The organism is Acidicapsa borealis (assembly GCF_059115245.1).
Map to the genome: position 1 here is coordinate 1,722,818 of NZ_JCACNY010000001.1, position 21,537 is coordinate 1,744,354.

At 58.4% G+C, this 21,537-nt stretch carries 24 protein-coding genes and 1 other RNA gene; 13 read left to right on the forward strand and 12 right to left on the reverse strand.

Annotated elements, in window-relative coordinates; translation table 11 throughout:
• The first annotated feature begins 14 nt into the window (after positions 1-14).
• Positions 15-380, forward strand: a complete 366-nt coding sequence (locus AC5S27_RS07005) for a helix-turn-helix domain-containing protein (RefSeq protein ID WP_493933849.1) — start codon at positions 15-17, stop codon at positions 378-380.
• A 106-nt stretch (positions 381-486) separates the two neighbouring features.
• Here AC5S27_RS07005 and AC5S27_RS07010 read toward each other — a convergent pair whose 3' ends face one another.
• A complete protein-coding gene (locus tag AC5S27_RS07010) occupies positions 487-2,847 on the reverse strand; it encodes a glycosyl hydrolase family 95 catalytic domain-containing protein (protein WP_493933850.1) in 2,361 nt (786 codons plus the stop codon).
• A gap of 319 nt (positions 2,848-3,166) precedes the next feature.
• Between AC5S27_RS07010 and AC5S27_RS07015 the strand changes: the two genes are divergently transcribed.
• The 4 genes from AC5S27_RS07015 to AC5S27_RS07030 all read left to right on the forward strand — a co-directional run bounded on the left by AC5S27_RS07015 (position 3,167) and on the right by AC5S27_RS07030 (position 6,405).
• Positions 3,167-3,547, forward strand: coding sequence for a nuclear transport factor 2 family protein (locus AC5S27_RS07015; protein ID WP_493933851.1), 381 nt, complete (start codon positions 3,167-3,169; stop codon positions 3,545-3,547).
• A gap of 878 nt (positions 3,548-4,425) precedes the next feature.
• Complete coding sequence (locus AC5S27_RS07020) at positions 4,426-5,472, forward strand: hypothetical protein (protein ID WP_493933852.1); 1,047 nt, start codon at positions 4,426-4,428, stop codon at positions 5,470-5,472.
• Between the two features lie 58 nt (positions 5,473-5,530).
• Positions 5,531-5,845 carry a hypothetical protein gene (locus AC5S27_RS07025; protein WP_493933853.1) on the forward strand — a complete coding sequence of 105 codons (315 nt, stop codon included), beginning with the start codon at positions 5,531-5,533 and terminating at the stop codon, positions 5,843-5,845.
• The gene (locus tag AC5S27_RS07030) at positions 5,842-6,405 is read left to right on the forward strand and encodes a hypothetical protein (RefSeq protein ID WP_493933854.1); all 564 of its coding nucleotides are present in this window, start codon (positions 5,842-5,844) and stop codon (positions 6,403-6,405) included. The genes AC5S27_RS07025 and AC5S27_RS07030 overlap by 4 nt, the downstream gene beginning before the upstream one ends.
• Before the next feature lie 123 nt (positions 6,406-6,528).
• On the opposite strand, the gene AC5S27_RS07035 is transcribed toward AC5S27_RS07030, so the two are convergent.
• From AC5S27_RS07035 to AC5S27_RS07050, 4 genes are all read right to left on the reverse strand, one after another.
• Positions 6,529-7,773: a competence/damage-inducible protein A gene (locus AC5S27_RS07035; protein WP_493933855.1), complete on the reverse strand. Its 1,245-nt coding sequence runs from the start codon at positions 7,771-7,773 to the stop codon at positions 6,529-6,531.
• Between the two features lie 105 nt (positions 7,774-7,878).
• Positions 7,879-8,931: a gluconolaconase gene (locus tag AC5S27_RS07040; protein WP_493933856.1), complete on the reverse strand. Its 1,053-nt coding sequence runs from the start codon at positions 8,929-8,931 to the stop codon at positions 7,879-7,881.
• Positions 8,932-8,964: 33 nt separating this feature from the next.
• A complete protein-coding gene (locus AC5S27_RS07045; RefSeq protein ID WP_493933857.1) occupies positions 8,965-9,552 on the reverse strand; it encodes a phosphatidylglycerophosphatase A family protein in 588 nt (195 codons plus the stop codon).
• Between the two features lies 1 nt (position 9,553).
• The gene (locus tag AC5S27_RS07050; protein ID WP_493933858.1) at positions 9,554-9,778 is read right to left on the reverse strand and encodes a DNA gyrase inhibitor YacG; all 225 of its coding nucleotides are present in this window, start codon (positions 9,776-9,778) and stop codon (positions 9,554-9,556) included.
• A 211-nt stretch (positions 9,779-9,989) separates the two neighbouring features.
• Between AC5S27_RS07050 and AC5S27_RS07055 the strand changes: the two genes are divergently transcribed.
• The 4 genes from AC5S27_RS07055 to AC5S27_RS07070 all read left to right on the forward strand — a co-directional run bounded on the left by AC5S27_RS07055 (position 9,990) and on the right by AC5S27_RS07070 (position 13,179).
• Positions 9,990-10,664, forward strand: coding sequence for a DUF4230 domain-containing protein (locus AC5S27_RS07055; RefSeq protein ID WP_493933859.1), 675 nt, complete (start codon positions 9,990-9,992; stop codon positions 10,662-10,664).
• 239 nt (positions 10,665-10,903) lie between these two features.
• Positions 10,904-11,689, forward strand: a complete 786-nt coding sequence (locus AC5S27_RS07060; RefSeq protein ID WP_493933860.1) for an EcsC family protein — start codon at positions 10,904-10,906, stop codon at positions 11,687-11,689.
• 258 nt (positions 11,690-11,947) lie between these two features.
• On the forward strand, positions 11,948-12,178 hold the full coding sequence (locus AC5S27_RS07065; protein ID WP_493933861.1) for a hypothetical protein: 231 nt from the start codon (positions 11,948-11,950) through the stop codon (positions 12,176-12,178).
• Between the two features lie 2 nt (positions 12,179-12,180).
• The gene (locus tag AC5S27_RS07070) at positions 12,181-13,179 is read left to right on the forward strand and encodes a GGDEF domain-containing protein (RefSeq protein WP_493933862.1); all 999 of its coding nucleotides are present in this window, start codon (positions 12,181-12,183) and stop codon (positions 13,177-13,179) included.
• A 46-nt stretch (positions 13,180-13,225) separates the two neighbouring features.
• Here the strand turns inward: AC5S27_RS07070 and AC5S27_RS07075 are convergent, their stop codons facing one another.
• The 6 genes from AC5S27_RS07075 to rimO all read right to left on the reverse strand — a co-directional run bounded on the left by AC5S27_RS07075 (position 13,226) and on the right by rimO (position 17,636).
• On the reverse strand, positions 13,226-13,984 hold the full coding sequence (locus AC5S27_RS07075) for a molybdopterin-dependent oxidoreductase (protein ID WP_493933863.1): 759 nt from the start codon (positions 13,982-13,984) through the stop codon (positions 13,226-13,228).
• Positions 13,981-14,751, reverse strand: coding sequence for a cytochrome b/b6 domain-containing protein (locus tag AC5S27_RS07080; RefSeq protein WP_493933864.1), 771 nt, complete (start codon positions 14,749-14,751; stop codon positions 13,981-13,983). The genes AC5S27_RS07075 and AC5S27_RS07080 overlap by 4 nt, the downstream gene beginning before the upstream one ends.
• Before the next feature lie 85 nt (positions 14,752-14,836).
• Positions 14,837-15,250 carry a PIN domain-containing protein gene (locus AC5S27_RS07085; RefSeq protein WP_493933865.1) on the reverse strand — a complete coding sequence of 138 codons (414 nt, stop codon included), beginning with the start codon at positions 15,248-15,250 and terminating at the stop codon, positions 14,837-14,839.
• A complete protein-coding gene (locus AC5S27_RS07090) occupies positions 15,241-15,513 on the reverse strand; it encodes a hypothetical protein (RefSeq protein ID WP_493933866.1) in 273 nt (90 codons plus the stop codon). The genes AC5S27_RS07085 and AC5S27_RS07090 overlap by 10 nt, the downstream gene beginning before the upstream one ends.
• 53 nt (positions 15,514-15,566) lie before the next feature.
• Entirely contained in the window at positions 15,567-15,896 is a 330-nt protein-coding gene (locus AC5S27_RS07095) for a hypothetical protein (protein WP_493933867.1), read from the reverse strand.
• Between the two features lie 168 nt (positions 15,897-16,064).
• The gene (gene rimO, locus AC5S27_RS07100; protein ID WP_493933868.1) at positions 16,065-17,636 is read right to left on the reverse strand and encodes a 30S ribosomal protein S12 methylthiotransferase RimO; all 1,572 of its coding nucleotides are present in this window, start codon (positions 17,634-17,636) and stop codon (positions 16,065-16,067) included.
• A 106-nt stretch (positions 17,637-17,742) separates the two neighbouring features.
• On the opposite strand from rimO, the gene AC5S27_RS07105 reads away from it, so the two are divergent.
• Both AC5S27_RS07105 and AC5S27_RS07110 read left to right on the forward strand, forming a co-directional pair.
• Entirely contained in the window at positions 17,743-18,201 is a 459-nt protein-coding gene (locus tag AC5S27_RS07105; protein WP_493933869.1) for an excisionase family DNA-binding protein, read from the forward strand.
• Positions 18,185-18,745, forward strand: a complete 561-nt coding sequence (locus AC5S27_RS07110; protein WP_493933870.1) for a PIN domain-containing protein — start codon at positions 18,185-18,187, stop codon at positions 18,743-18,745. Before AC5S27_RS07105 ends, AC5S27_RS07110 begins: the two co-directional genes overlap by 17 nt.
• A gap of 17 nt (positions 18,746-18,762) precedes the next feature.
• Here the strand turns inward: AC5S27_RS07110 and AC5S27_RS07115 are convergent, their stop codons facing one another.
• The gene (locus AC5S27_RS07115; protein WP_493933871.1) at positions 18,763-19,938 is read right to left on the reverse strand and encodes a hypothetical protein; all 1,176 of its coding nucleotides are present in this window, start codon (positions 19,936-19,938) and stop codon (positions 18,763-18,765) included.
• A 182-nt stretch (positions 19,939-20,120) separates the two neighbouring features.
• Here AC5S27_RS07115 and ffs point away from each other — a divergent pair.
• Together ffs and AC5S27_RS07125 are read left to right on the forward strand one after the other, a co-directional pair.
• An RNA gene (gene ffs, locus AC5S27_RS07120) (signal recognition particle sRNA small type) lies at positions 20,121-20,218 on the forward strand.
• 185 nt (positions 20,219-20,403) lie between these two features.
• On the forward strand, positions 20,404-21,444 hold the full coding sequence (locus tag AC5S27_RS07125; RefSeq protein ID WP_493933872.1) for a beta-ketoacyl-ACP synthase III: 1,041 nt from the start codon (positions 20,404-20,406) through the stop codon (positions 21,442-21,444).
• Positions 21,445-21,537 lie beyond the last annotated feature (93 nt).

The following is a 21,537-nucleotide window of genomic DNA, read 5'->3' on the forward strand; positions in this document are numbered from 1 at the left end:
GAGAGCTAATAAACATGAGCAGACCTGGTACTATCTCGGTGGTTCGTGAGCCTGGAGATCCTTATCCGGATACGGATTGGGCTAGTGTGGCGGCGATGACGGACGAAGAGATTACTGCGGCGGCATTGGCCGATCCGGATGCGCAGCCGCTTGAGCTTCTCATGGCCCAGGGTCGATTGAAGAAGCTGGTGAATCCGAAGAAGCTGCGTGAGCGACTTGGTATGACGCAAGAAGACTTCGCGGCAACATACAAAATTCCGGTCGGAACCTTGCGCGACTGGGAGCAGCGGCGCAAGAATCCGGATGCCACGGCCCGGGCTTACCTGATTGTGATTGACCGCGATCCTAAGGCTGTCGCCGCTTTGCTCAACGCCGCTTAGATGAGATCTTCAGACGGGCATTCCTTAGTCGCCAGCGCGGCGGAGCTTCCACCTTTCGTAACGCGTTGAAAGATGGAAGCTGCCACCATCTATAAGTCCCGTTCCGCTACTTCTCGAGACCAATCTGCACTTTACCCAGCTTCTTCGGAGTCGCAGCTGGGCTGGCTTCTACCGGTACAAAGGATGACCTGCCAGTCGCCGATGCCGGCTTAAGTTCGTAGCCGGTATTGGCTTTCGCTTCGAACTTCAGGATCGGCGATGAAACTGCCTTGACTACCGAAGCGCCGGTGCTCGCGTTGACAACGGCTACTTGTTCGCCCGGCCACGGATTCTTGATCTGGATTGGGCCGGGCAAGCCTGCTTCGAGGCTAACTGCGGTGGGTTTCCCGCCGCGAGTCTGAACCGAGACTTTGACTTGGTTGCGTACAGTAACCGTGCCGTCGAAGTCCCATCCCGGCGGAATCGCCGGAGCAATGCGGATAATGCCGTCGTAGTCCTGCACAAGGGCTTCCTGCACGCCGAGAGCCACGTCGCCGCTCTGCTCAATGTAGAACTCTTTCCCGTCACCGCCCCACTTCGCCATGCCGTTGATGTAGTGCTGGTTAGTCTCGGTGATGTTGACGAGCGTGCTCGCGACATCGGCACCGAAACCGAGACGCGCTGCCTGGACGGGATCGTAGCTCCAGTCAATGCCGGACTTATTCGGGCGGGCGAGGAAGGTGCGTTTGGCGAGCTCGAAGTCAGGTGATGTGTCGCCGATCAAGCCGTAGGGCCATACGGGTTCGAGGCCAATGTTCTCTACGTTACGAATCTCGGCGTCAGGCTGATAGCTGAAGGTGATCATGTCGTTGGCGGTGTTTTCACCAGGCTTGAGCAGCACCTTAGGCTTATCGATGGCGACGCGCGGGAACGGCGGAATCTTAGGGATTTCGCTCTTGAGACGCGTGACCAGATCCGCCTCTTTACCGAGAACAGTTGCAGCCTGAATGACAACGGGATAGAGAGCCTTGCGGGCAGACAAATCCGTCACGGGATCGAGCACGTCCCATTGCGACTCGTGGGCATTGCTGGGGCTGGTGTGGAGAAAGCTGTCGTCTTCCCCACGCTTGCCATCCCCACGCTTTTCGTAGGAGAGCAGGAACTCGGTCGCCGCTTTCATGACCGGGAAGTTAGCGGCAAGGAAAGCCTTGTTACCCGTAAGCAGATACTGCTGCCAGATCCAGAGGGAGACTTCAGCGCCAGTAGAGATAGTGCGAGCGTTGTAATACGGCACCGAATCTGCTGCGCAGTCGAGACCCGAGATCTTGTCGTTGTTGTTATTCCAGCGCTCGAACTCGATGCCCTGACCGTTGAAGCGCATGGTCTCCGGGACGCAGATGCCGGGCGCGCCATGCATGCGTTCTTTCGTCCAGGCCTCGATGTTCGCAAGGTTGTCGCGATAGAGGCGGAAGTACGACTCGTTGAGCTCTGGCAGACCTGCTGAGAGGTTCGCGCCGACCTGCATGCGCAGGTTCCAGTGCCAGAAAGCAGATGGGTCCCACTGGTGGTCGTCGTGAGTAGCGGAGAAGAGATCACCAACGCCAGCCTGCGACCCAGGAAACTCCACGCCTGCTTCCGCTGCAGCGTAGTAAAGGTAGAGCGTCCTCAGGTTCTCCATGTAATCGGCAGCGCCATCCTGCGAAGTGATCTTCATCAGGTCCGCATGATGCCAGAAGGCATTCCACGAAGCAATGTGCGCCTTTGGATCGCGGTCCGCGAAAGCCTTGCTGACCGGCACTGCAGGCGACTGATATTGCGGCACAGCGACGAGAATGCGCAGGTTGCCTTTAGCGTCCGGAGTTGCAGTTACGCTGACACTCAGCTTGCCGTCCGTAGAAGCACTAACATTGCGCCCCTCCGCGGTAATGGAAGCGGTTGAGCCGAAAGTGCGGCCGCAGTGGCCTGGGGCTTTGTTGTCTACCCAGGATTCGGAGAGGGTGGCTATGGAGCCTTTGGCTTCGGCTCTTGGGGTGCGGGGGGGCCAGAGGTGGAGTTCGGCGGTTTGGGGTTGGTTGGGGTCGGCTCCGGTGATGTCGATGATGAGCAGGTCTGTCTTGGGTTGGATGTAGGCTTTGACGGTGATGCCTGCGCCGGAGGCTTCGAAGGTGCCGTTGTATAGGTTGAGCCTACCCTTGTAGTCGGCGGCTTCTGTCAGGGGTTTCAGGCTGGAGATTACTAGTTGGCCGGCTGAGAGGCGGTCTGGCATGGTGTCGGCGCGGTTGAGTTGGATGGTTAGGCCGTTGTCGGACCAGATGGCTGCGCCTAGTCTGCCGTTGCCTAATGGGACTGCCTGGTCGTAGGACTTGTTGGGTCTGGCGAGGATGATGTCGCTGCGGCCTATTACGTTGGCTACGTTGGCTGGCATGATCTGGGCTTTTGCGGAGAGAGTTAAGAGAGGAAGTAGAGCGAATTTGAAGCAGGTTTTCATGGATTCTCCAGTGGCAGCCAGTGTAGTTGGCTTGGTGTGCGGCCGGCTAACTGGAGATTTTTGGATGGGAGGGGGGAGGGGTGTTTATTTCTCTTTGAGATGCGATTTATGCAGTGATGATGCGGGTTTTCTGCGTCATCGGTGGTGCGTTAAAGTGCGCTTTTGACGCGTTTTGTGCGTGCTTTGTTTGCGCCTGGTTGCTGCCTGAATCGTGTGAGTTTGAATGATTGAGCGCTTTTGTGGGTAAATGCGCAACATTTATTTTGGGGCTGGGTGGGTGGTTAGAATCGTGGGCATGGTGGATATTTTTGGAGGGGTTATGGCTGGTGTTCAGGGTTTGATTGAGCGGGCTTATTTGGCGTTTAATGCGCGGGAGATTGATGGGGCTTTGGTGTTGATGACGGAGGATGTCAGCTGGCCCAAGGCTTCCGAGGGTGGGACGGTGGTTGGGAAAGAGGAGGTTCGCGGGTATTGGACGCGGCAGTGGGGTGAGTTCGATCCTCGGGTTGAGCCGATTGCCATGGTCGAGGATGGGGATACTGTTCGGGTGCGGGTGCGCCAGGTGGTGAAGAGTCTGGCGGGGGATTTGCTTTTTGATGGGGAGGTGGTGCATGTGTTCACGGTACGGGATGGGTTGATTGCTGCCATGGAGCTTGGGGATGCGGTTGTTGCTTCGGCGGCTTTTGCGCATCGGGGGTGAGAACGGCGGATTGCCTTCGGGAATGACGGAAAGAACGGCAGAAGCAGATTCCCCTAGGGAATGACAGAAAGAAAGGCAAGGGCAACAGCAACAGCGAGGGCAGCGGCAAAGGCAACGGCAACCAGCAGATTCCCTTCGGGAATGACAAACAAGAAGGGCAACGGCTAGAACAACGACCGGGGCGATGGCGTCGTTCGAAATTGTTCCACGCGGAACAATTTTCGGTGAATGGGAGGGGTTTGGCGAGGGGGTCTGTAAGTTGTTGATTCTGTTCAGCAAATAATTGCGTTGAATTATGGTGTTTTGTGCATTGTTACAGCGAATGGGGATATGGTGTGGTTGAGCGGGATTTGGGTGAATTGTTCCACGGGGATTTTTGAGGGGATGAGCAGGCGGTTTGTGGGGAAGTTTGTTGGGTTGAGGTGAGGGCTCGGGGTCATCGAGACCCCTCGGGGAGTTCTTGCGGGGTTGGTGGATGCCAGGGCTGAAGCCTTGGCTTACCTGAGGCGCTGGACTATCCTGAGGTGCTGGATGGGATCGGTGGCAGATTCGTGGGAGGGCCCGGGGCTGAAGCCCCTTTTTCTTTTGGGCTGGCTTTCAGGGGCATGAATGCCCCTGCTCCCTCCGGGTTCGTGCTGCGCACGAATCAGGTGAGGTTTGGTGCGGGCTTTGGTGGTTCCCACCCTTTCGCAATTGCGCGAAAGGATGGGGCACCCTCAATTCGTGGTGGTTTGAGCATTCAAAGGGTGGGCCACCTGCCCCATGGCTAAAGTGATGAGATCGTATTTAGGTTATATGGTCCCACGGAACCGCAAGCGTCGTAATTCATGATAAGCTTTCGCCATCTACCTACCTATCTCATTGGATTGGAGTTATCGGTGCCGACAGCGACGATTTCGGATGCGGATCTAGCCACTGCAGTTAGTCTCCTAAAGAAAAACAGCAGCATTAATGCCGTGTCAGATTACCTGAAGAAACGTGGAGTGACCCCGTTTTCAGCCGGATCCTGGCCAGATCTGGTCGAGCAGCGTATCAGACCGGCACTCAGTCGAGGCGCTCTCACAAGAAAAGACATTCTCCAACTACTAAACAACTCGGAAGAATATGGGCGGCAGCATATTTTCCTGTTTCGGTGCGCTTCCCGAACCGAAGTCGCAGATCTTCTTGCCGACGCAGTGATCAAGCAGCGATTGGCGAAGCTAGACTTGGGCAGCCTTTACGAACGCCCGCGTATTGTCGAAAAGCCTAAAGGTCTGCAGTTGGTTGACGTTCGTCACGAGGTGACGGGCAGTGCGAAGACTCTCATCATCAAAGCTGTCGACCTCCGCAGACGGAAGAACTTGATCAAAAAAGAGGAGGCGGAGGATTTAGAAATTTGGACGTATCAATGGGAGGAAGATCGCGCAATCTATGTTTTCAGACTGTCTGCTGATGGTTTCGCCGAAATTAGAATCCAATCGTACAAAAATGCGATCGATTATAAACAGGAAGCGGAGGATTTTTTCGTAAAAAGTGTTGGAATAGTCGACCGCTTCAAATTTGAGGACGTGTCATTGGCGCGAGCTCGATTTTACATGGTCAAGAACAGAAAATCTTTGACCAATGTGGTCCGGTTTGGCGAGAATACCCTACGCAGCAAAAAGGGCGGCAGCGTCAATGTCGTTACCAGCGACTGGGGAAAAAACCTCTATGAAGACGATGAGGAGATTGACGGAAGCGTCGAGTCCTTCCTATCGAAAGGCAACGGTCGGTCGATTTGTGACATTGTAAACTGTACTTGGCTTAAGCGCTCGGGCAACAGTGTTCCACTCTCTGACATTCATACTGTTATCGGAGGCGCCACCAACGAGTTCACAGTCGTCCCGCAATGTGAAAAGTCTGATTATGAATACGTTCTTGAGAAAATTCGGTCTTTCAACAAATGATCCGAGTCGGATGAAGAGCAGACTTGTGCGTGTTTTCGAGAAGTCGCGTCTAGGAGACTTGTTCACTGTTGACGACCTCGCCGATCTGGTTAAGGCGAATAGTAAGAGTAGCGTAGCTTTCATGCTGGGCGATTTAACGTCTGCGCAAAAGATCGACCAGATTGTGCAAGTTGTCTCGCCAAAGAACGGTGGCGGAATAAAACGCTATACCGACGTAGGCCAAGTCCCGGATTCTCTGTATGATCCCTATCAAGATCTAGATATCGATGTTAAGCCTTGGTTGATTAAGGTTTATTTCACGAAGCATGATCCCAGAGACGATTCGGCTGATAGAGGGGTGGCTTCGAAAGACAAGCACCGCGCGATTGCATGAGCGAGGAGGTTTGGGATCAGGCACGTTACGATCTTGAAGTTGCGAAATTAACGCTAAACATCAATTCACTTCCTCCTGGCGCACTTACCACTGAAACCATACAGCAGTTGATTAGCCACTTTCCAAAGGTGCATCGCAATCCGGTCTTCGCTTTGGTTATGAGCGGCTACCAGGCTCAAGCATTGACAAGAGAGCAGCAACGAATTGATTCCATTTTGGCGGAAAAGGAGCTAGACATGGCCCAAGAACGTGCGAGAGCATCGGTTTCGAAGGAGGTTAGAGTTTTTTGGGCTGGTGTAGTTCTTTTACTTGTAGCCCTTCTTGCCAGCGCGTATCTGCCAGTCACGAACCCTATGACTTCACTCATCGTGAGACTTATGGCTGCTACAGGTGTCGGCCTACTGATTGCGTATCTTCCGGGGCTTTTTTCGGTCAATTCATCCGTCGTGGCTAAGTGGGTGAACGTCACATTCAAAGCCACCGGTGGAATGGCCGCGATAGTGATGGTATATCTGTTTGATCCCGGTACTTTCAGCGAACTATTAAAGAAAATTCATTAGGTTTATCCTTAGCCTCACCGCGTAACCTGCCTTCTCTGACTGGATGATAAGTCCCATCAACCCTAGGGAGAAATTGAGTCCAAAGGGGCAGTTCACGCACCGACAAAGGAAAAGAAACTCGGGTTACATCAAGCGGCGGCGGAGCATGTCCAGGGCTTGTTGGCTGGCCCATTGGCGGATTCTTTCTCTGTCGCCGCGGAAGTTGCATTCCAGGGATTGGGTGCGCTGGGCGTCGCTTACTGCTATGTAGACCAGGCCTACTGGTTTTTCTTCTGTGCCGCCGCTGGGGCCGGCTATTCCTGTGATGCCTACGCCGATGCTGGAGCCTACTCGCTGGCGGATGCCGCGGGCCATGGCTTCTGCTACTTCTGTGCTGACTGCGCCGTGGCGGGTGATGAGTTCGGCGGGGACGTTGGCGAAGTCGGTTTTGAGTTCGTTGGAGTAGACGACGGCGCCGCCGAGGAAGGATCGTGAGCTGCCGCTGATGGAGGTGAGGCGCTGGGAGAGCAGGCCTCCGGTGCAGCTTTCGGCGACGGCCAGGGTTTGCTGCTTCATTTCGAGGTAGTAGAGGACGATTTGTTCGAGTGTCTCGTTGGTGGAGGAGAAGAGGTGCTGGTCGAGGGCTTCTTCCATCTTGGTGGCGAGCTCGTCGACGCGCTGCTGGGCGGCTTCGAGGGTGGGCTTGCTGGAGGTGATCTGGAGCTGGATTTCGCAGTTGCCGGCGAGGATGGTGGTGTCGACGTCTTTGTAGCGGGAGTAGATGGGCGCGAGGAGGGCGTCGGCGGTGGACTCGGGGATCATGGTCGCCTTGAGGATGCGCTTGGCGATGTGGCGGACGGGGAGGATGGCGCGGAGGCGGGGGATGCATTGCTCGGCGAAGAGGGGTTTGCACTCTTTGGGCGGGCCGGGGACGAGCATGACGAGCTTGCGGTGGCCTGCGTACTTGGTGTCGAGCCATAGGCCTACGGCGGTGCCGTTGGGGTTGGGGAGGGTTTGCGCGCCTTCGATGATGTCGGCCTGCTTGAGGTTGTTGTCGGTCATGGTCATGCGGCGTTCGGCGAAGCGGGCGGCGAGTGCGGCGACGAGGCGGCCGTCGCGGTGGACGGTGACGCCGAGGGCTTCGGCGACGGCTTCGCGGGAGAGGTCGTCTTCGGTGGGTCCGAGGCCACCCGTGATGGCGACGATGTCGGCGCGGCTGAGGGCGGTGCGGACGGCGGAGACGAGGTCCCGCTGGCGGTCGCCGACGATGGTTTTGAAGTTGACGGCGACGCCGATCTCGTTCAGTTTCTCGGTCAGGAAGAGCGAGTTGGTGTCCTGGCGGAATGGGGTGAGGAGCTCGGAGCCGACGGCGATGATTTCGGATTTCATAGGGGCAGTGGTCAGTGGTCAGTGGTTAGTGGTCAGAGAACAGAGAACAGTTAACAGAGAACAGAGAACAGAGAACAGTCAACTGTTAACTATTCAGTGGATTGGTTAGAAGAGTCTCAGGCCTTCTGCGCCTAAGTCGACATCATAAACGGCTTCGTTGGTGGCTAGGACTGCTGTGCCGAGGGGGGAGAAGGCTACTCCTACGAGGTTGTAGCCGGCGACTACGAGTTCTGCTTTGCCTTCGGGGGTGATGCGGACGAGGCCGCGCTGGCCGTTGAGGGAGGCGGCTACGTAGATGTTGGATTCGCTGTCGAGGGCGAGGCCCTGGGGTCGGCCGAGGCCGCGGAACCAGGCGGAGGTGGTGCCGTCGCGGTCGATGGCCCAGACGCAGTCGTTGGGGGAGAGCGAGGGGGCGGTGACGTAGAGGGTGCCGTCGGCGCCGACGGCGAGGTGGTAGGCGGCGACGCTGGGTTCGAGGGTGGCGTAGACGAAGATTTGCGGGGTTTCGCCGGACTGGGTGGGGGCGATTTTGAAGATGGTGCCGGAGCGGTCGCCGACGAAGAGGTTGCCTTCGCGGTCGAAGGCTGCTCCGGTGGCGGTGCCCATGCCTTCGGCGTAGGTGGTGACTTCGCCGCCGGGGTCGATGCGGTAGACGGTGCCTTCGGCGCGAGAGGTGACGAAGAGGTCGCCGTTGGGGTCGAGGGCGAGGCCGGTGGGGTTGAGGATGCCGCTGACGAAGGGGGTTCCGACGCGGTCGGGGCTGATGCGGACGATGGAGACGGGGGTCTGCTTGCCGCGGGGGCCGCTGATGGTGGCGAAGATCATGCCGGAGCGGCTGACGACGGGGCTGGTGACGGGGTGGAGGCCGTCGGAGAGCTCGCGGGCTACGCGGAGGGGGAGGGTGTTGCTGGGGCCGTCCTGGTTGCGGACTTCGATGAGGCCGGTGGTGGCTCGCTGAGGGACGCGGAAGGCTAGCCGGTTGGGGCGGCTCATGAGGATGTGGGCGGAGTGGTTGTCGACGAGGACTGATGGCATTGTGAGGCCGCGTGGGCCGAGATTTGAGCCGGAGAGCTCTACGTCGCCGCCGGGCAGGGCTGCGGCTGGGGAGACGCTGGCGAGGGTGGGCGGGAGGAGGGTTTCTTTGGCTAGGCGGGGCATTGGGGGTCGCTTCCTCGTGCTTCGGCGGGCTGACTAGAACCAGTGGTTGAGGATCAGCAGCACTGCCCCAGCATACAACCCGGCGGCTACGTCGTCGAAGACGATGCCCCAGCCTTCGGGGAGTTTTTCGAGCTGTCGGACGGGGACGGGCTTCCAGATGTCGAAGAGGCGGAAGAGGAGGAGTGCGGCGAGGATGTGTTTCCAGTCGGGGCGGGGGATGGCGGCGAGCAGGGCGATCCAGACGCCGGCGACTTCGTCGATGACGACGAAGCCGGGGTCTTTGCGGCCGCTTTCGCGGGCGGCGATGGTGGCTGCCGGGACGCCGAGGGCGATGGAGAGGACGATGCCGGCGAGGGTTTGAATGAGGAGGGATTGCTGGGTGGGGTGGAGCCAGTAGACGTCGGCTGAGAAGATGAGTGTGGCGGCTACTGAGCCCCAAGTGCCGGGGCCGGGTTTGCCGAGGCCTGCGCCGAAGAATGTGGCGATGGTCCAGGCCCAGAAGGTTTTTCTGCCGGATTGGAAGGCGCAGGAAGGGGCTGCTGGCCAGCCGCCTTTGGCTGCTTCGGCCCTGGCTCTGGCGAGGGCTTCTGGCGTGAGTTCGGGCGTAAGTTCTGGCTGCACGCTAGTAGCCTTCCGGGTCTTCGAGCATGCTGCCTTCGGCGGTTTCGGGGTCGAGGACGGGGGAGCTGATCTTGTAGACGCCCATGGCCCATTTGCCGAGGTCGATGCGGCGGCAGCGATCGGAGCAGAAGGGGAAGTCTTCGTCCGTGGCCTTGACGAGCTTGGCGCAGGTGGGGCACTTGAGCGCTTTGATTTTGGGCTTCGGGGTTTTGGCGGCTTGGGGCATCGGTGTTGCCTTTGGTGGAATTGCTGCTGCTCCTATTTTCGCAGTGTTGGGCTTAGAAGCCAATTCGCGGCCTCTGCCGGGCATTCGTTTCGTCGAAATGCGAATCGAGCGCAAGGGTAATACTGGATGTGTGATGCTGCTGCAAGTAATCCGGGGAGTGTGCAATCGGGGCATTCTGCTGGATTGCTTAGCGGGATATGCTGGGCACATTATGGCCGATTTGCCGGAAGCTGGATTTGTGGAAGTGCGACGGAAGCGGCGGGGCGGGTGTGGTGGATGCCTGCTGCTGATTTTTGGCATCCTCGTTGGGTTTGTGCTGCTTTCGTATTTGGGGCGGGTGGTGCCGACGGGTGAGGGTTTGCTGCATCGGATGGCGGACTTTGTGCTGGGGCGGACGACTTCGATTGATACTTCTTCGGCGGCGGTGGTGGAGCGAATTCGCAAGCTGAACCGGCTGGAGACGGTGGTGTATTCGATCGACAAGATTGTGGAGGGGCAGCGGGAGAACTCTCTGATTCCGCACTTTTTGATTGGGGATAAGCTGCTGCTGATTGCGCATGGCGAGGTGATTGCGGGGATCGATCTTAGCCAGTTGCAGGCTGCGGATGTGACGGTAAGCGGGGATCGTGTGAGTATCAAGCTGCCGGCGCCGATGGTGCTTTCGACGCGGCTGGACAATGCGCGGACGAAGGTGTATTCGCGGGATACGGGGGTGTTTGTTACGGCTGATCCGAACCTTGAATCGGAGGTGCGCAAGGCGGCTGAGGAGCAGATTGGGCAGGCGGCGGTGGCGGATGGGATTCTGGATAAGGCTAAGGCGAATGCGCAGGCTAGTTTGACGGCGGCGCTGTATGGGCTGGGGTTTAAGACGGTGGATGTTCGGTGATGGGACTGGTAGCGGAAAGCAACAGCAGATTCCCTTCGGGAATGACAAGAAAGGGAAGGGCAACGGCAAAGGCAAAGGCAGATTCCCTTCGGGAATGACAAAAAAGAGGCAAAAGCAGTAGCAAGAAGATTGTCAAGACAAGGTGCAAGAGCAAGAGCAGAGATGGTTTTGCAAACGGAGTGGTCAGAGGGTTGTTTCTTATGGATGGTATTTCGGATTTGGATTTTTTGGAGCTGCAGATGGCGGCTCGCAAGCTGGAGACGCAGAGCCTTGCAATGAAGGTGGCGGAGAAGCTGGGGATGCCGGTGGAGACGCTTTTGCGCATGCTGCCAGCGGGTGCGCAGAGGTCGGTGGGCGTGGCGGTGCAGAAGGCTTTGGAGCAGTGCCTTTCTGTGGCGCTGAAGGTGGGGCGGAAGCCGGGAAATTTGTTTCGGCCGCCGGTGCATCATAAGCGGACGCATATGGCTGCTGTGGCGGTTTCGGGGGCTGTGGGCGGGTTCTTCGGACTGCCGGGGATGCTGGTGGAGCTGCCGATTACGACGACGGTGATGCTGCACTCGATTGTGGAGATTGCGCGGATGCAGGGTGAGGATTTGAGCGATCCGGCTGGTGCGCTGGCTTGCCTGGAGGTGTTTGCGCTGGGGCCGGGGGACGCCCGGGGGAATACCCACCGCGATGCATTAGAGAGTGCTTATTACGTGAGCCGGACGGCGCTGGCGCAGGCTACGCGGGAGGCTACTTCGTACCTGGTGCAGAAGGGTGCGGCGAAGGAGGGTGCTCCGGCGCTGGTTTCGTTCTTGAGCAGAGTGGCTGGGCGGTTCGGGTTGGAGGTAAGCGAGAAGGTGGCGGCAGAGCTGATTCCGATTGCCGGGGCTGCTGGCGGACTGACGCTGAATGTGCTGTTTAACAAGCATTTTGAGAGCGTGGCCGAGGGGCACTTTGTGGTTCGGCGGCTGGAGCGGAAGTATGGGCATGAGGTGGTGCGGCTCAACTACGAGCGGGCGCGGAGAATGCTGCCGGCTTAGGGTGAGTTTTGGATATTGTTCACGCGCCCGCATTTTGCAGAGGCAGCCTTTGGGATCGGGTTGACGAGATGGATGGATCGGGCCTTCAGCCCTTCGAGATGATGCGGATGGCTTACCTGGGTCTTAAGCCCAGGCTGGTATGAAGCTGGCCTTTGGCCGTGAGTGCGCCTTTGGAACGGTCGCGAAATTAGAAAGTGTCAATTCATTGACGGTATGATGATGGCAGTTCGCCTGGATTGCGGGCTTGGAGCGGCGTTCATGTCGGTTGAATTGCAGGCGGGGTTGGGTAGCCGTGATCCATTTGGGGATCTTGAAATTCCGGCTGAGCTGGAGGAGAGCTTGCAGCGGCATCGCGAGAATCTGATGCGGCTGGTGATGAGTCTGCGGTCGGCTGGGGTCAATGAAGCTCAGATTGAGGAAAGCGTTTCGGTCATTGTTGCTTCGTACAAAGACGAGTTGATCCGGACGATGAAGCGGATGGTGAGGTGAGCGTGGCAGACCTAAGACTTGATCCTAAGCTAGGGGATGAGGCGGGGCGGTTGGCGGCGCTGAACCGGTATGAGGTTCTGGACACGCCGACGGAGGCTGGCTTCGATCGCATTACGGGTCTGGTGAGCACAGTGCTGGGAGTGCCGATCAGCACGGTTTCCCTCATTGACGGGAAACGGCAGTGGTTCAAGTCCTGTGTCGGGCTTTCCGTACGGGAGACGGCACGGGATATCTCGTTCTGTACGCATACTGTCAAGGAGCGCGAGCCTTTGCATATTCCGGATGCTGCGTTGGATGCGAGGTTTGCGGAAAATCCGCTGGTTACAGGGGCGCCGTTTATACGGAGCTATCTGGGGGTTCCGCTTTCGACTCCGGATGGGTATAACGTGGGTTCGCTGTGCGCGATCGACGTGGTGCCGCGGGAATATAGTGCGGCGCAAGTTGAGATTCTGAAGAGCTTTGCGGCGCTGGTGGTGGATGAGCTGGAGCTGCGGCGGATTGCGCAGACGGATTTTCTGACCGGGGCGACGACGCGGCGCGGGTTCACGTTCGAGATGGAGAAGACGCTGGCGCGGTATGGGCGGTCGGGGCATCCGGCGGCGTTGCTGATGCTGGATATCGATCACTTCAAGCGGGTGAACGATACGTACGGGCATGCGGCGGGGGATCTGGTGTTGAAGGCCGTTGCCCATGGACTGGCTGACGCGTTGCGAGTGAGCGACACGCTGGGGCGGCTGGGCGGCGAGGAATTTGGCGTGCTGCTGCAGGATATTGAGGGTGAGCGCGTAACTGAGACGGCCGAGCGGCTGCGGGGCTGGCTGGAGCGGCTGGAGATTGCGCATGAGCCTGCGCTGCGGGTTACGGCCAGCTTTGGGGTGGCGATTTTGACGCCGCAGGTTGGGTCGGTGGAGCAGTGGCTGGCGCTGGCCGACGAGGCGCTTTACGAGGCTAAACGGGCTGGGCGAAACCGGTGCTGCGTGGCGCGGGAAGTAGCGGTCTAAGCTCGCTGCGGGCAGCTGGTAGTACCTGTGGATCGATACCGGCAGATTAAATACCGGCGAACCAGGAGTAGCCGCCTTCCGGTGAGGCTGATCCCAGGCCTTTGCCGAAGCTCTTCAGCGAGTCGGTTACGGTTAGGCGCGTGATGTACTTGACGCTCTTGTAGCCGAGCTGGCGGGGGACGCGGAGGCGGAGTGGGCCTCCGAAGCCGACGGGGAGTTCGCCGTCGTTCATGCCATAGGTGATGAGCGTCTGAGGATGCAGGGCGTCGGCCATGTCGATGCTTTCCCACCAATCCTTGTCGATGGAGAAGTAGGCTACGTAGCGGGCCTGCGGGGATAGGCCTGCGTGGCGGAGGACTTCGTGGAGTGGGGTGCCGATCCATTCGGCGATGTAGGACCAGCCTTCTTCGCAGGCGACTTCGGTGATCTGGCTGCTGACTGGCATGGATTTCAGGTCGGACAGGGAAAACGAGCCGGGGTGGGCGACCATGCCATTGACGTCGAGGCGCCAGTCGAGGAAGCCTGCGGCCTGGTGCTGCTTGAATTGGTCGTTGGGTGGCGGGGTGGAGTTGAGGAAGGGTTTTTCGGAGATCATGCTGCGCGGGAATTCGCGGGCCATGGAGTTGGTGGTGAGGAGGCGCTGGGCGGCGTAGGTGAAGGTTTCGCCGGGGCCGTAGACGCCGCAGTGGTCGGGTGGGATTAGGCCGTAGCGCTTGGTGAGACTGGCGGCGGCGGTGAGGCCTGCGGCGCCAGCGGTAGCGGCTAGGCCTCCGGTGATGAGGCGGCGGCGGGTGATGGCGTTCATGGGCGCTCCTTTGCTGAGAGGAGTGTGGGGATGGGTTCGCGGGGCTGCGGCTTGGTGTTGCCTGTGATCATGGCTCGCATGCGGCTTCGGAAGCCGGCCTGGATGACCATGGCTACGTGGACTGCTACGAAGAGCAGGAGTGCTATCGAGACGAAGAAGTGCAGGGTGCGGGCGGTTTGCCGGCCTCCCAGGGCGATTACGGTGATGGGGAAGGCTGAGGTGAAGGATGGGGACATGGCCAGGCCGGTCCAGATCATGAGCGGGAAGAGAAGGAAGATTACGCCCAGGTAGGTTAGGCGCTGGAGGATGTTGTAGCGGTCGGCTCCCGCATCGCTGGGTGGGGTGCGGCGGAGGGATTTTTTGATGACGGCCTTGATGGCTTGCCAGGAGCTTTCGGTACGGGTGGGGATGAGGTCTTTGCGGAAGTGTCCGGAGACGAGGCCGGAGAGGACGTAGAAGATGCCGGTGAGGACGGCGGCCCAGGCGGCCTGGAAGTGGAGATAGCGGCTCCAGCCGTTCTGGTCGGGCATGAGGTAGTTGTAGCCGGTGGGGACGCTGTCTCGGGAGGCGGGGATGGGGATGATGAAGAGGGGATGGGTGTTCACGTTGCCGACTTCGCCGAGATAGAAGCGGGGGTGGGAGACGATGATTTCTGCACCGCTGATCAGGAGGGCGAAGAAGCTGATGACCGTTAGCCAGTGGGTTACGCGGACGGTTGCGGAATGGCGGGGTGGCGCTGGGTTGGGGACTGAGGGTGTGTGGGGCACACGGACACGATAGCACAGGGGTGGAATTTGGCTCTGCTACTAGCTGCTGCTACATGGTGATTAGGGCTATTCCGCTGATTCTCTATCAGACGCTGACTACTGTTAGGCCGGGAATCATGTTGAAGTGCCGCAGGTTGGAGGTTGCTACTTGATAGCCGAGTTCAAGGGCGGTAACGCCGATCAAGAGATCTGCCATTGCAAGGTGAATTCCCTTATTCTTGTTTTCGCCGTCGATCAGGCCTGCGCGGAGAGCTGTCTGCACGGATATGGGATGGATCGGAATGGCTTGGAGTAAGTCATCGAGGAATGCGTGGTGGCCGATTCGCTGCTCGGGAGTTTTGGAGCGCGCGATGCCATGAGCGAGTTCGAGGACTGTTATGACGGAGATTGCGATTTCGGTGCCTGGAAATCGCAGGGCGAGGTTGCTAAGGGCCTGACGCAGGCTGTTGCCGCGTCGTTCTTCAGCGATGAGAACGCTGGAATCGAGAATCAGTCCCATGCTGGCGGGTTTAGGGATTCGCGGTGGAACTCGATCGCGGCGGCTACATCAGCTGCGAATTCGTCATCCATGATTGCCGTTGAGTTTTCCGGGAGCAGGGCGATGCACTCCTCAATGGTGCGGCGCGGAACCGGGGGCAAAGTCATCAGGGCTACGGGTACAGAGTTTCGTTCAATGAGCACCTCGCAACCGTCACGGATGCTGGCGATGAGGGAGGTGAGCTTGCCAGCTGCTTCTGCTTCCGGAATGTGGATGGTGGCCATGAGGAAATGATAGCGCGTATTGGTGAAAGAGGAGAAGCAGACTGGAAGCGGAGTTACATTGCCTGGAAAGCATCCAGCAAAGTGCCGTACCATCCAGAGAGGATCAAATGCTCGTCATGGGTAAAGCCTCTCGATGCCAATCCGAACTTTGATCCGTCGTTGGTCATGACTATGGTGTATCCGTCGGGTGAATTTTCCTGTCCTACGATCCATGCGCTTAAGATGCTGTCGTTGATCTCGCCGTCATTCATGGTTCTCAAGATTAGAGAGACCTTCTGAGGCTTGACCAACATTTGATTCACTGTCGCGCCATGGTTCATGGTGTCTGTCAGAACCTTCTTACTTTGTGCCCGGATTATTTCTTGAACTTCCTCAATCGTCATCGGCGCTTCCAGTTTGTGATTTGAGGAAGGCAGATTCCCTGCGGGAATGACAACAAGAACAGCAAGGGCAACGGCAAAAGCAACGGCAAGAGCAACCGCAGGTCCTTCGGCTTCGCCCTTCGGGCTACGCTCAGAATGACAGCATCTGCTTATAGCGAGCTAGTGCGGCTATTCGATGATTTTGGCTACTACGTCGTAGTGGTGGGATTCTGTGATTTCGCAGCGGTAGAAGGTGCCTGGGACCAGGGTTTCTCTTGGGGTGCCGTCTGATTCTGTGCCGAAGTCGTTGATCAGGACTTTGCCATCGATTTCTGGGGCGTGGAGCATGGTGCGGCCTTGCCAGAGGAGGTCGTGTTCGTCGCTGACTCCTTCGACGAGCAAATCCATTTCCCGGCCTACCCAGTGGGACTGTTTTTCGGCGCTGATCTTTTGCTGGAGCTTCATGAGGCGCTTCCGGCGGGACTCGATGGTGCGCTTGGGGACCTTCAGGTCGAGGTCGAAGGCGGCTGAGCCTTCTTCGTCGGAGTAGGGGAAGGCGCCGAGCCAGTCGATTTTGGCTTCGCGGACGAAGTTTTCGAGCAGGGCGAAGTCTTCGTCGGTTTCGCCGGGAAAGCCGACGATGAAGGTGGTTCGGACGACGAGGTCGGGCACGATGCTGCGGGCTTTCTCGAGCATCTTGAGGAAGATGGCTCCGCTGCCGCCGCGCTTCATGCGCTTGAGGACGGCTGGGCTGGCGTGCTGGAGGGGGACGTCGAGGTACTTGGCGATGTTGTCGTGCCTGGCGATGGTTTCGAGGAGCTTCGTCGTGACCTTGTTGGGGTAGGCGTAGAGGAAGCGGAGCCATTTGAGGCCTTGAATTTGCGCGAGCGCGTCGAGCAGGTCGGCTAGTCCGTCGCGCAGGCCGAGGTCTTCGCCGTAGCAGGTGGTGTCCTGGCCGATGAGGGTGATTTCGCGGACGCCCTGGCGGACGAGGTTTTCGGCTTCGACGAGGATGGACGACATGCGGCGGGAGCGGAACTTGCCGCGGAGCTGCGGGATGATGCAGAAGCCGCAGGGGTGGTCGCAGCCTTCGGCGATCTTGATGTAGGCGCTGGACTTGGGGGTGGTGAGCATGCGCGGGGTTTCGTCGGAGTAGAGGTAGTTGGGGAGCGAGGCGATGGCGCCGTCCCAGTGTTCGCGGGAGAAGCGGCCTTGTTCTTCGCGTAAATCTCCCTCCGGCCTCGAATGCTTGTTTACGGCGCTTGGGGCTCGGTCAATGAGCGTCGCTTCACTTGCGGTCAGGATGTTGAAGGGCGAGGTGCTTACGGCTGGGGCGGGGCGGTTCAGGCCTGCGGCTTCGAGGGTGGCTTCGAGCTCGCCGGTGCCTACTACGGCATCGACTTCGGGGATGTTTTTCTGGATTTCATCGCGGTAGCGCTCGACGAGGCAGCCGGCTACGATGAGGCGCTTGGCGCTGCCGTTGGTCTTGTGCTGGACCATTTCGAGGATGGTGTTGACGGACTCCTGCTTGGCGGAATCGATGAAGGAGCAGGTGTTGACGACGAGGATTTCCGCGTCTTCGAGGCGGTTGGTGAGGCGTGCGCCGGCGCGGTCGAGCAGGCCCATCATGACTTCGGAGTCGACGAGGTTCTTGGGGCAGCCGAGGGAGAGGAAGCCAACGGTCGGGAGGGCTGCTGGCGGTGCAGTTTGGGTGGTCGGGGACGCTTGTTCGAGCGTCGCGGATGTTGATTCAGTGCTCACTTATCTATTGTAGCGGGGAATGAGATTTCGTATTCAGGTACGCTGAAAGATGTGGCGAATAAAACAGATATAGCGTTTATAGTGGTTGTAGCACCTGGAGGTGATTATGGCTGTAGCGGAAGAGCGCCTTGGAGGTTTGGCTGCAGACCATTTAGAAGCTGCTGCGGAACTGTACCTGAAGATTCGGGCGGCGGAGGCGAAGCTGGTGGGTTCGAATGGGCGGGCACGGGTGCTTCCGGTGGATTTGGCTGCGTTTTTGCGCGAGCTGCTTGGGGATTTGCAGGCAGGGCGATCGGTCACGGTTTTGCGGGATAACGAGGCGCTGACTACGGTTGAGGCAGCTGGGCTGCTTTCAGTTTCGCGGGCGTTTCTGATTCAGCTCCTGGAGCAGGGGCAGATGCCGTTTCACAAGGTGGGGACGCACCGACGTGTTTATGCGCGGGATGTGTTGGCCTATAGGGCAAAGCGGGATGCGGAACGGAGACAGATTTGGAGTGACCTGGTGCGTGCTGAAACGGAAGAGGGGATTTACGATTTAGTACCTCTTCATGTTGCCGAATCCTGATCGCGAATATTCCGTTGTGCTGGACGCGTGCGTTCTGGCGCCGATGCCTCTTTGCGATACGCTCCTGCGTTGCGCTGATGAAGGTGGGTTGTTCAGGGCGTTGTGGAGCGCGGAAACGATGAACGAGGTCCGGCGGACGCTTATCAAGTTCGGTTGCACCGAGGATCAGGCTGAGCGTCGTGCTCGGACGATGGAACGGGTTTTTCCGAAAGCGTCTGTCCATTCATTGCATGATCCTGGTGAAGCGATGCGGGAGCTTCTCGATCCGGATGACTGGCATGTGATGGATGCCGCGATCTCGACGGAGGCGGACGCAATTGTTACGTTGAACCTTCGGCATTTTCCGGCATCGCTGCTTGCTCGTTACGGAATCGCGGTGCATTCTCCTGATAGCTTTCTCAAACAATTGTTTCTGCTGGATCCTGTGCGTGTTCTCACGGTGTTGGAGGCCCAGTCGAAGGATATCCGGCAGGATCGAAAGGCACTTCTAGAGCGCCTTGCCCATGTCGCTCCGGACTTTGTCGAGATGGTAAGCCGGGAGTAGGACCGGCTGGTTTCAAGTTAGTTTTGTTTGGCGGGTTCAGTTGATTTGTAGTCGGTGTAGTTCTGCGTGATGAAGCTTTGGCGGACGGCGTATTTTGCTGCGAAGGAGTCTCCGTTTGGAACGACTTCGGCGAGGGTGAAGGTTCTGACCGGGACGATGGGGGTCTTGCCTGCGATGGGCGTTGGCGCATAGTCGGTGCGGATGGTTTCGGAGTGGACGGGATCGGTTGGCTTGAATTCGGTGGCTGTGATGGTTCGCAGGATGATACCGGATACGGGGTCGATGAAGAGTTCGCCGTGATAGCTGGGGTTGGCCTTGAATGGTTTCCATTCGCTGATTGTCTGCAGGTTTGTACCGTTGTTGGCGCCGGCGCCGGCAGCGTAGTTGACCAGGCCGGTGGTATCCGTGTTTGGGAAGCAGCAATAGATGACGGAGAGGTGAGTCTTCTTTTTATCGACGGCGAAGGAGAAGACGGCTGTCCGGGTGCCGTTGACTAACTCCCAGTGTGACCATTTGAGGTTGCCGTTTGCGGTGGCCTCGTGCATCAGGGTGTCGAGAGTTAGTTTTGGGCCAATGGAGGCGGTCATATTGTTGGGTCCCCAAAGGGTTTTGTCTTTTGTTGCTGGAGGCTTCTCGATACCGTTTTCGCTTTCGATGGAGTCGGTCTGAGTATTGACCAGGTGCGTGTAAGTGTTTGTTTGTTCCCAGAGCGGATTCTTGTTCTGCGAGAGCCCGTGGGTAGCCCCGGTGTAGGTTTGTATGGCGTCGACTCCATCCTGAAAGCGGGCTGTCATGCGTTTCGCCGCGAGATGAGGCAATTGCGAATAGGTACTGGTTACGTAAGCCGTGGCTTTGGCGAGAATTTCCGACTGCGCTTCCGGTGCTGGTGCGGGGTCTGTGGGTAGATCCGTGGCAGGCGGGTGAAGGGTCGCACTGCGTGCTTCGAGGACGTACATCTGCTCGGTGGTGAGCGGCCCTGGGACGAGGTTGGCGAGGCTGTTCATGGTGCTTGCGGTCAACTCTTCTGCGAGCTCGATTTGCTTGAGTTGGGTTGCTATGTCGGCATCGCTCTTCTTGGCTTGTGCGAGCGAACTGAGAAGGTCCTTGAGGTCTTGAATGGAGAGCTGCTTGTTCGCCGAGAAGGCAGGCAGAGTTATCAGCAGCAAGATAAGACTCGATGCGAGTCGTTTCACGTAGTTATCCTTGGGTGAGAATTTGGCATCCGGATTATATAGCGTTTTTGCGAGAGGTGCTCTTTGGGATTTCCGGGGAGTGCTGGACGGCGAGTGGCTGGGAATATTGGCGACCGCTGGGACGGATTTCCAACTCTGGTGGGGGTGGGATTTGGGGGAGTCTGGATGGTATGATTAGTCAGTGCCGGGTCCTACGCGACACAATCCCGCCAACCCCGCCAGGTCCGGAAGGAAGCAACGGTAACGGGCTAGTGTGGGCGCAGTAGGTAGCCCGGTACTTTTTTGGTTTCTGCGCTGTTGGGCAGGCTGGTTGGCTTGGTTTTCGTCCGGGGTCAAGGGCGGGGTTGGGTTTCCTGGGCTGCGCTGATGGGCGCTTTAGGTTTTGATGTTTGAGCAGTTTATGGAACCCCGCGATCAGGCCGGTTCTGTCTTCCCTGGACGGATTGCCTGAAGGAGAATTCAGTCTTGTCATCCTCTTCCAGTCCTTATTCCACATCGGTTTTTCGTGCTCCGCATTGCACTCGCGTGAAGATCAGCGCGCTGGGAACGTATGTTCCTCCGAAGATTCTGACGAATGCCGATCTGGAGAAGATGGTCGATACCAATGACCAGTGGATTACGGAGCGGACGGGGATCAAGGAGCGGCACATCCTGGAAAAGGGCCTGGGGACGAGCGACATGGCGGTTGAAGCTGCCAAGCTCTGCCTGGCTTCGCGCGGGATCGAGGCGAGCGAGGTGGAGGCGATCATTGTGGGTACGGTGACGCCGGACATGATGTTTCCTTCGACGGCTTGCCTGGTGCAGGACAAGATTGGGGCGAAGGGTGCTTGGGGATTTGACGTTTCCGCGGGGTGCTCGGGGTTTGTGTTTGCGCTGCAGGCCGGGGCGAAGCTGGTGGAGAGCGGGGCGCATAAGAAAGTCCTGGTGATTGGGGCGGATGCCAACTCCCGGCTGGTGGATTACACGGACCGGACGACCTGCATCATCTTTGGCGATGGGGCTGGGGCGGTGCTGCTGGAGCCGGCGGGCGAGGGCGAGGTTGGCCTGATTGATTTTGTGCACGAGGTGGATGGGTCGGGTGGTCCGGCGCTGAACCTGGCGGCGGGTGGGAGCTTGAATCCTGCTACGGCGGAGACGGTGGCGGCGAAGCAGCACTATATCCATCAGGATGGGCAGACGGTGTACAAGTTTGCTGTGCGCAAGATGGCTGAGGCTACGACCAAGGTGCTGGAGCGCAATGGCGTTACCGGCGCTGATATGGGGTGCTTTATTCCGCACCAGGCGAATTTGAGGATTATCAATGCTACGGCGGAGCGGCTGGGGATGGCTCCGGAGCGGGTAATTGTCAATATTGGCAAGTATGGAAATACTTCGGCGGGAACGATTCCTCTGGCTATGGGTACGGCTGTCGAGGAAGGGAAGCTGAAGAAGGGTGATCTGGTGCTGCTGGCTGCGGCTGGGGCTGGCTTTACTGTTGGGGCGGCGCTGCTGCGCTGGGAGATTTAGATCAACTGATTCTCAATCGAAGAATCGAGATCAGCGGTATCGGGTGATGTGTATAGTGGTGCTGGAGTCGGGCGGCAGGTCCGGCGCGCAGGC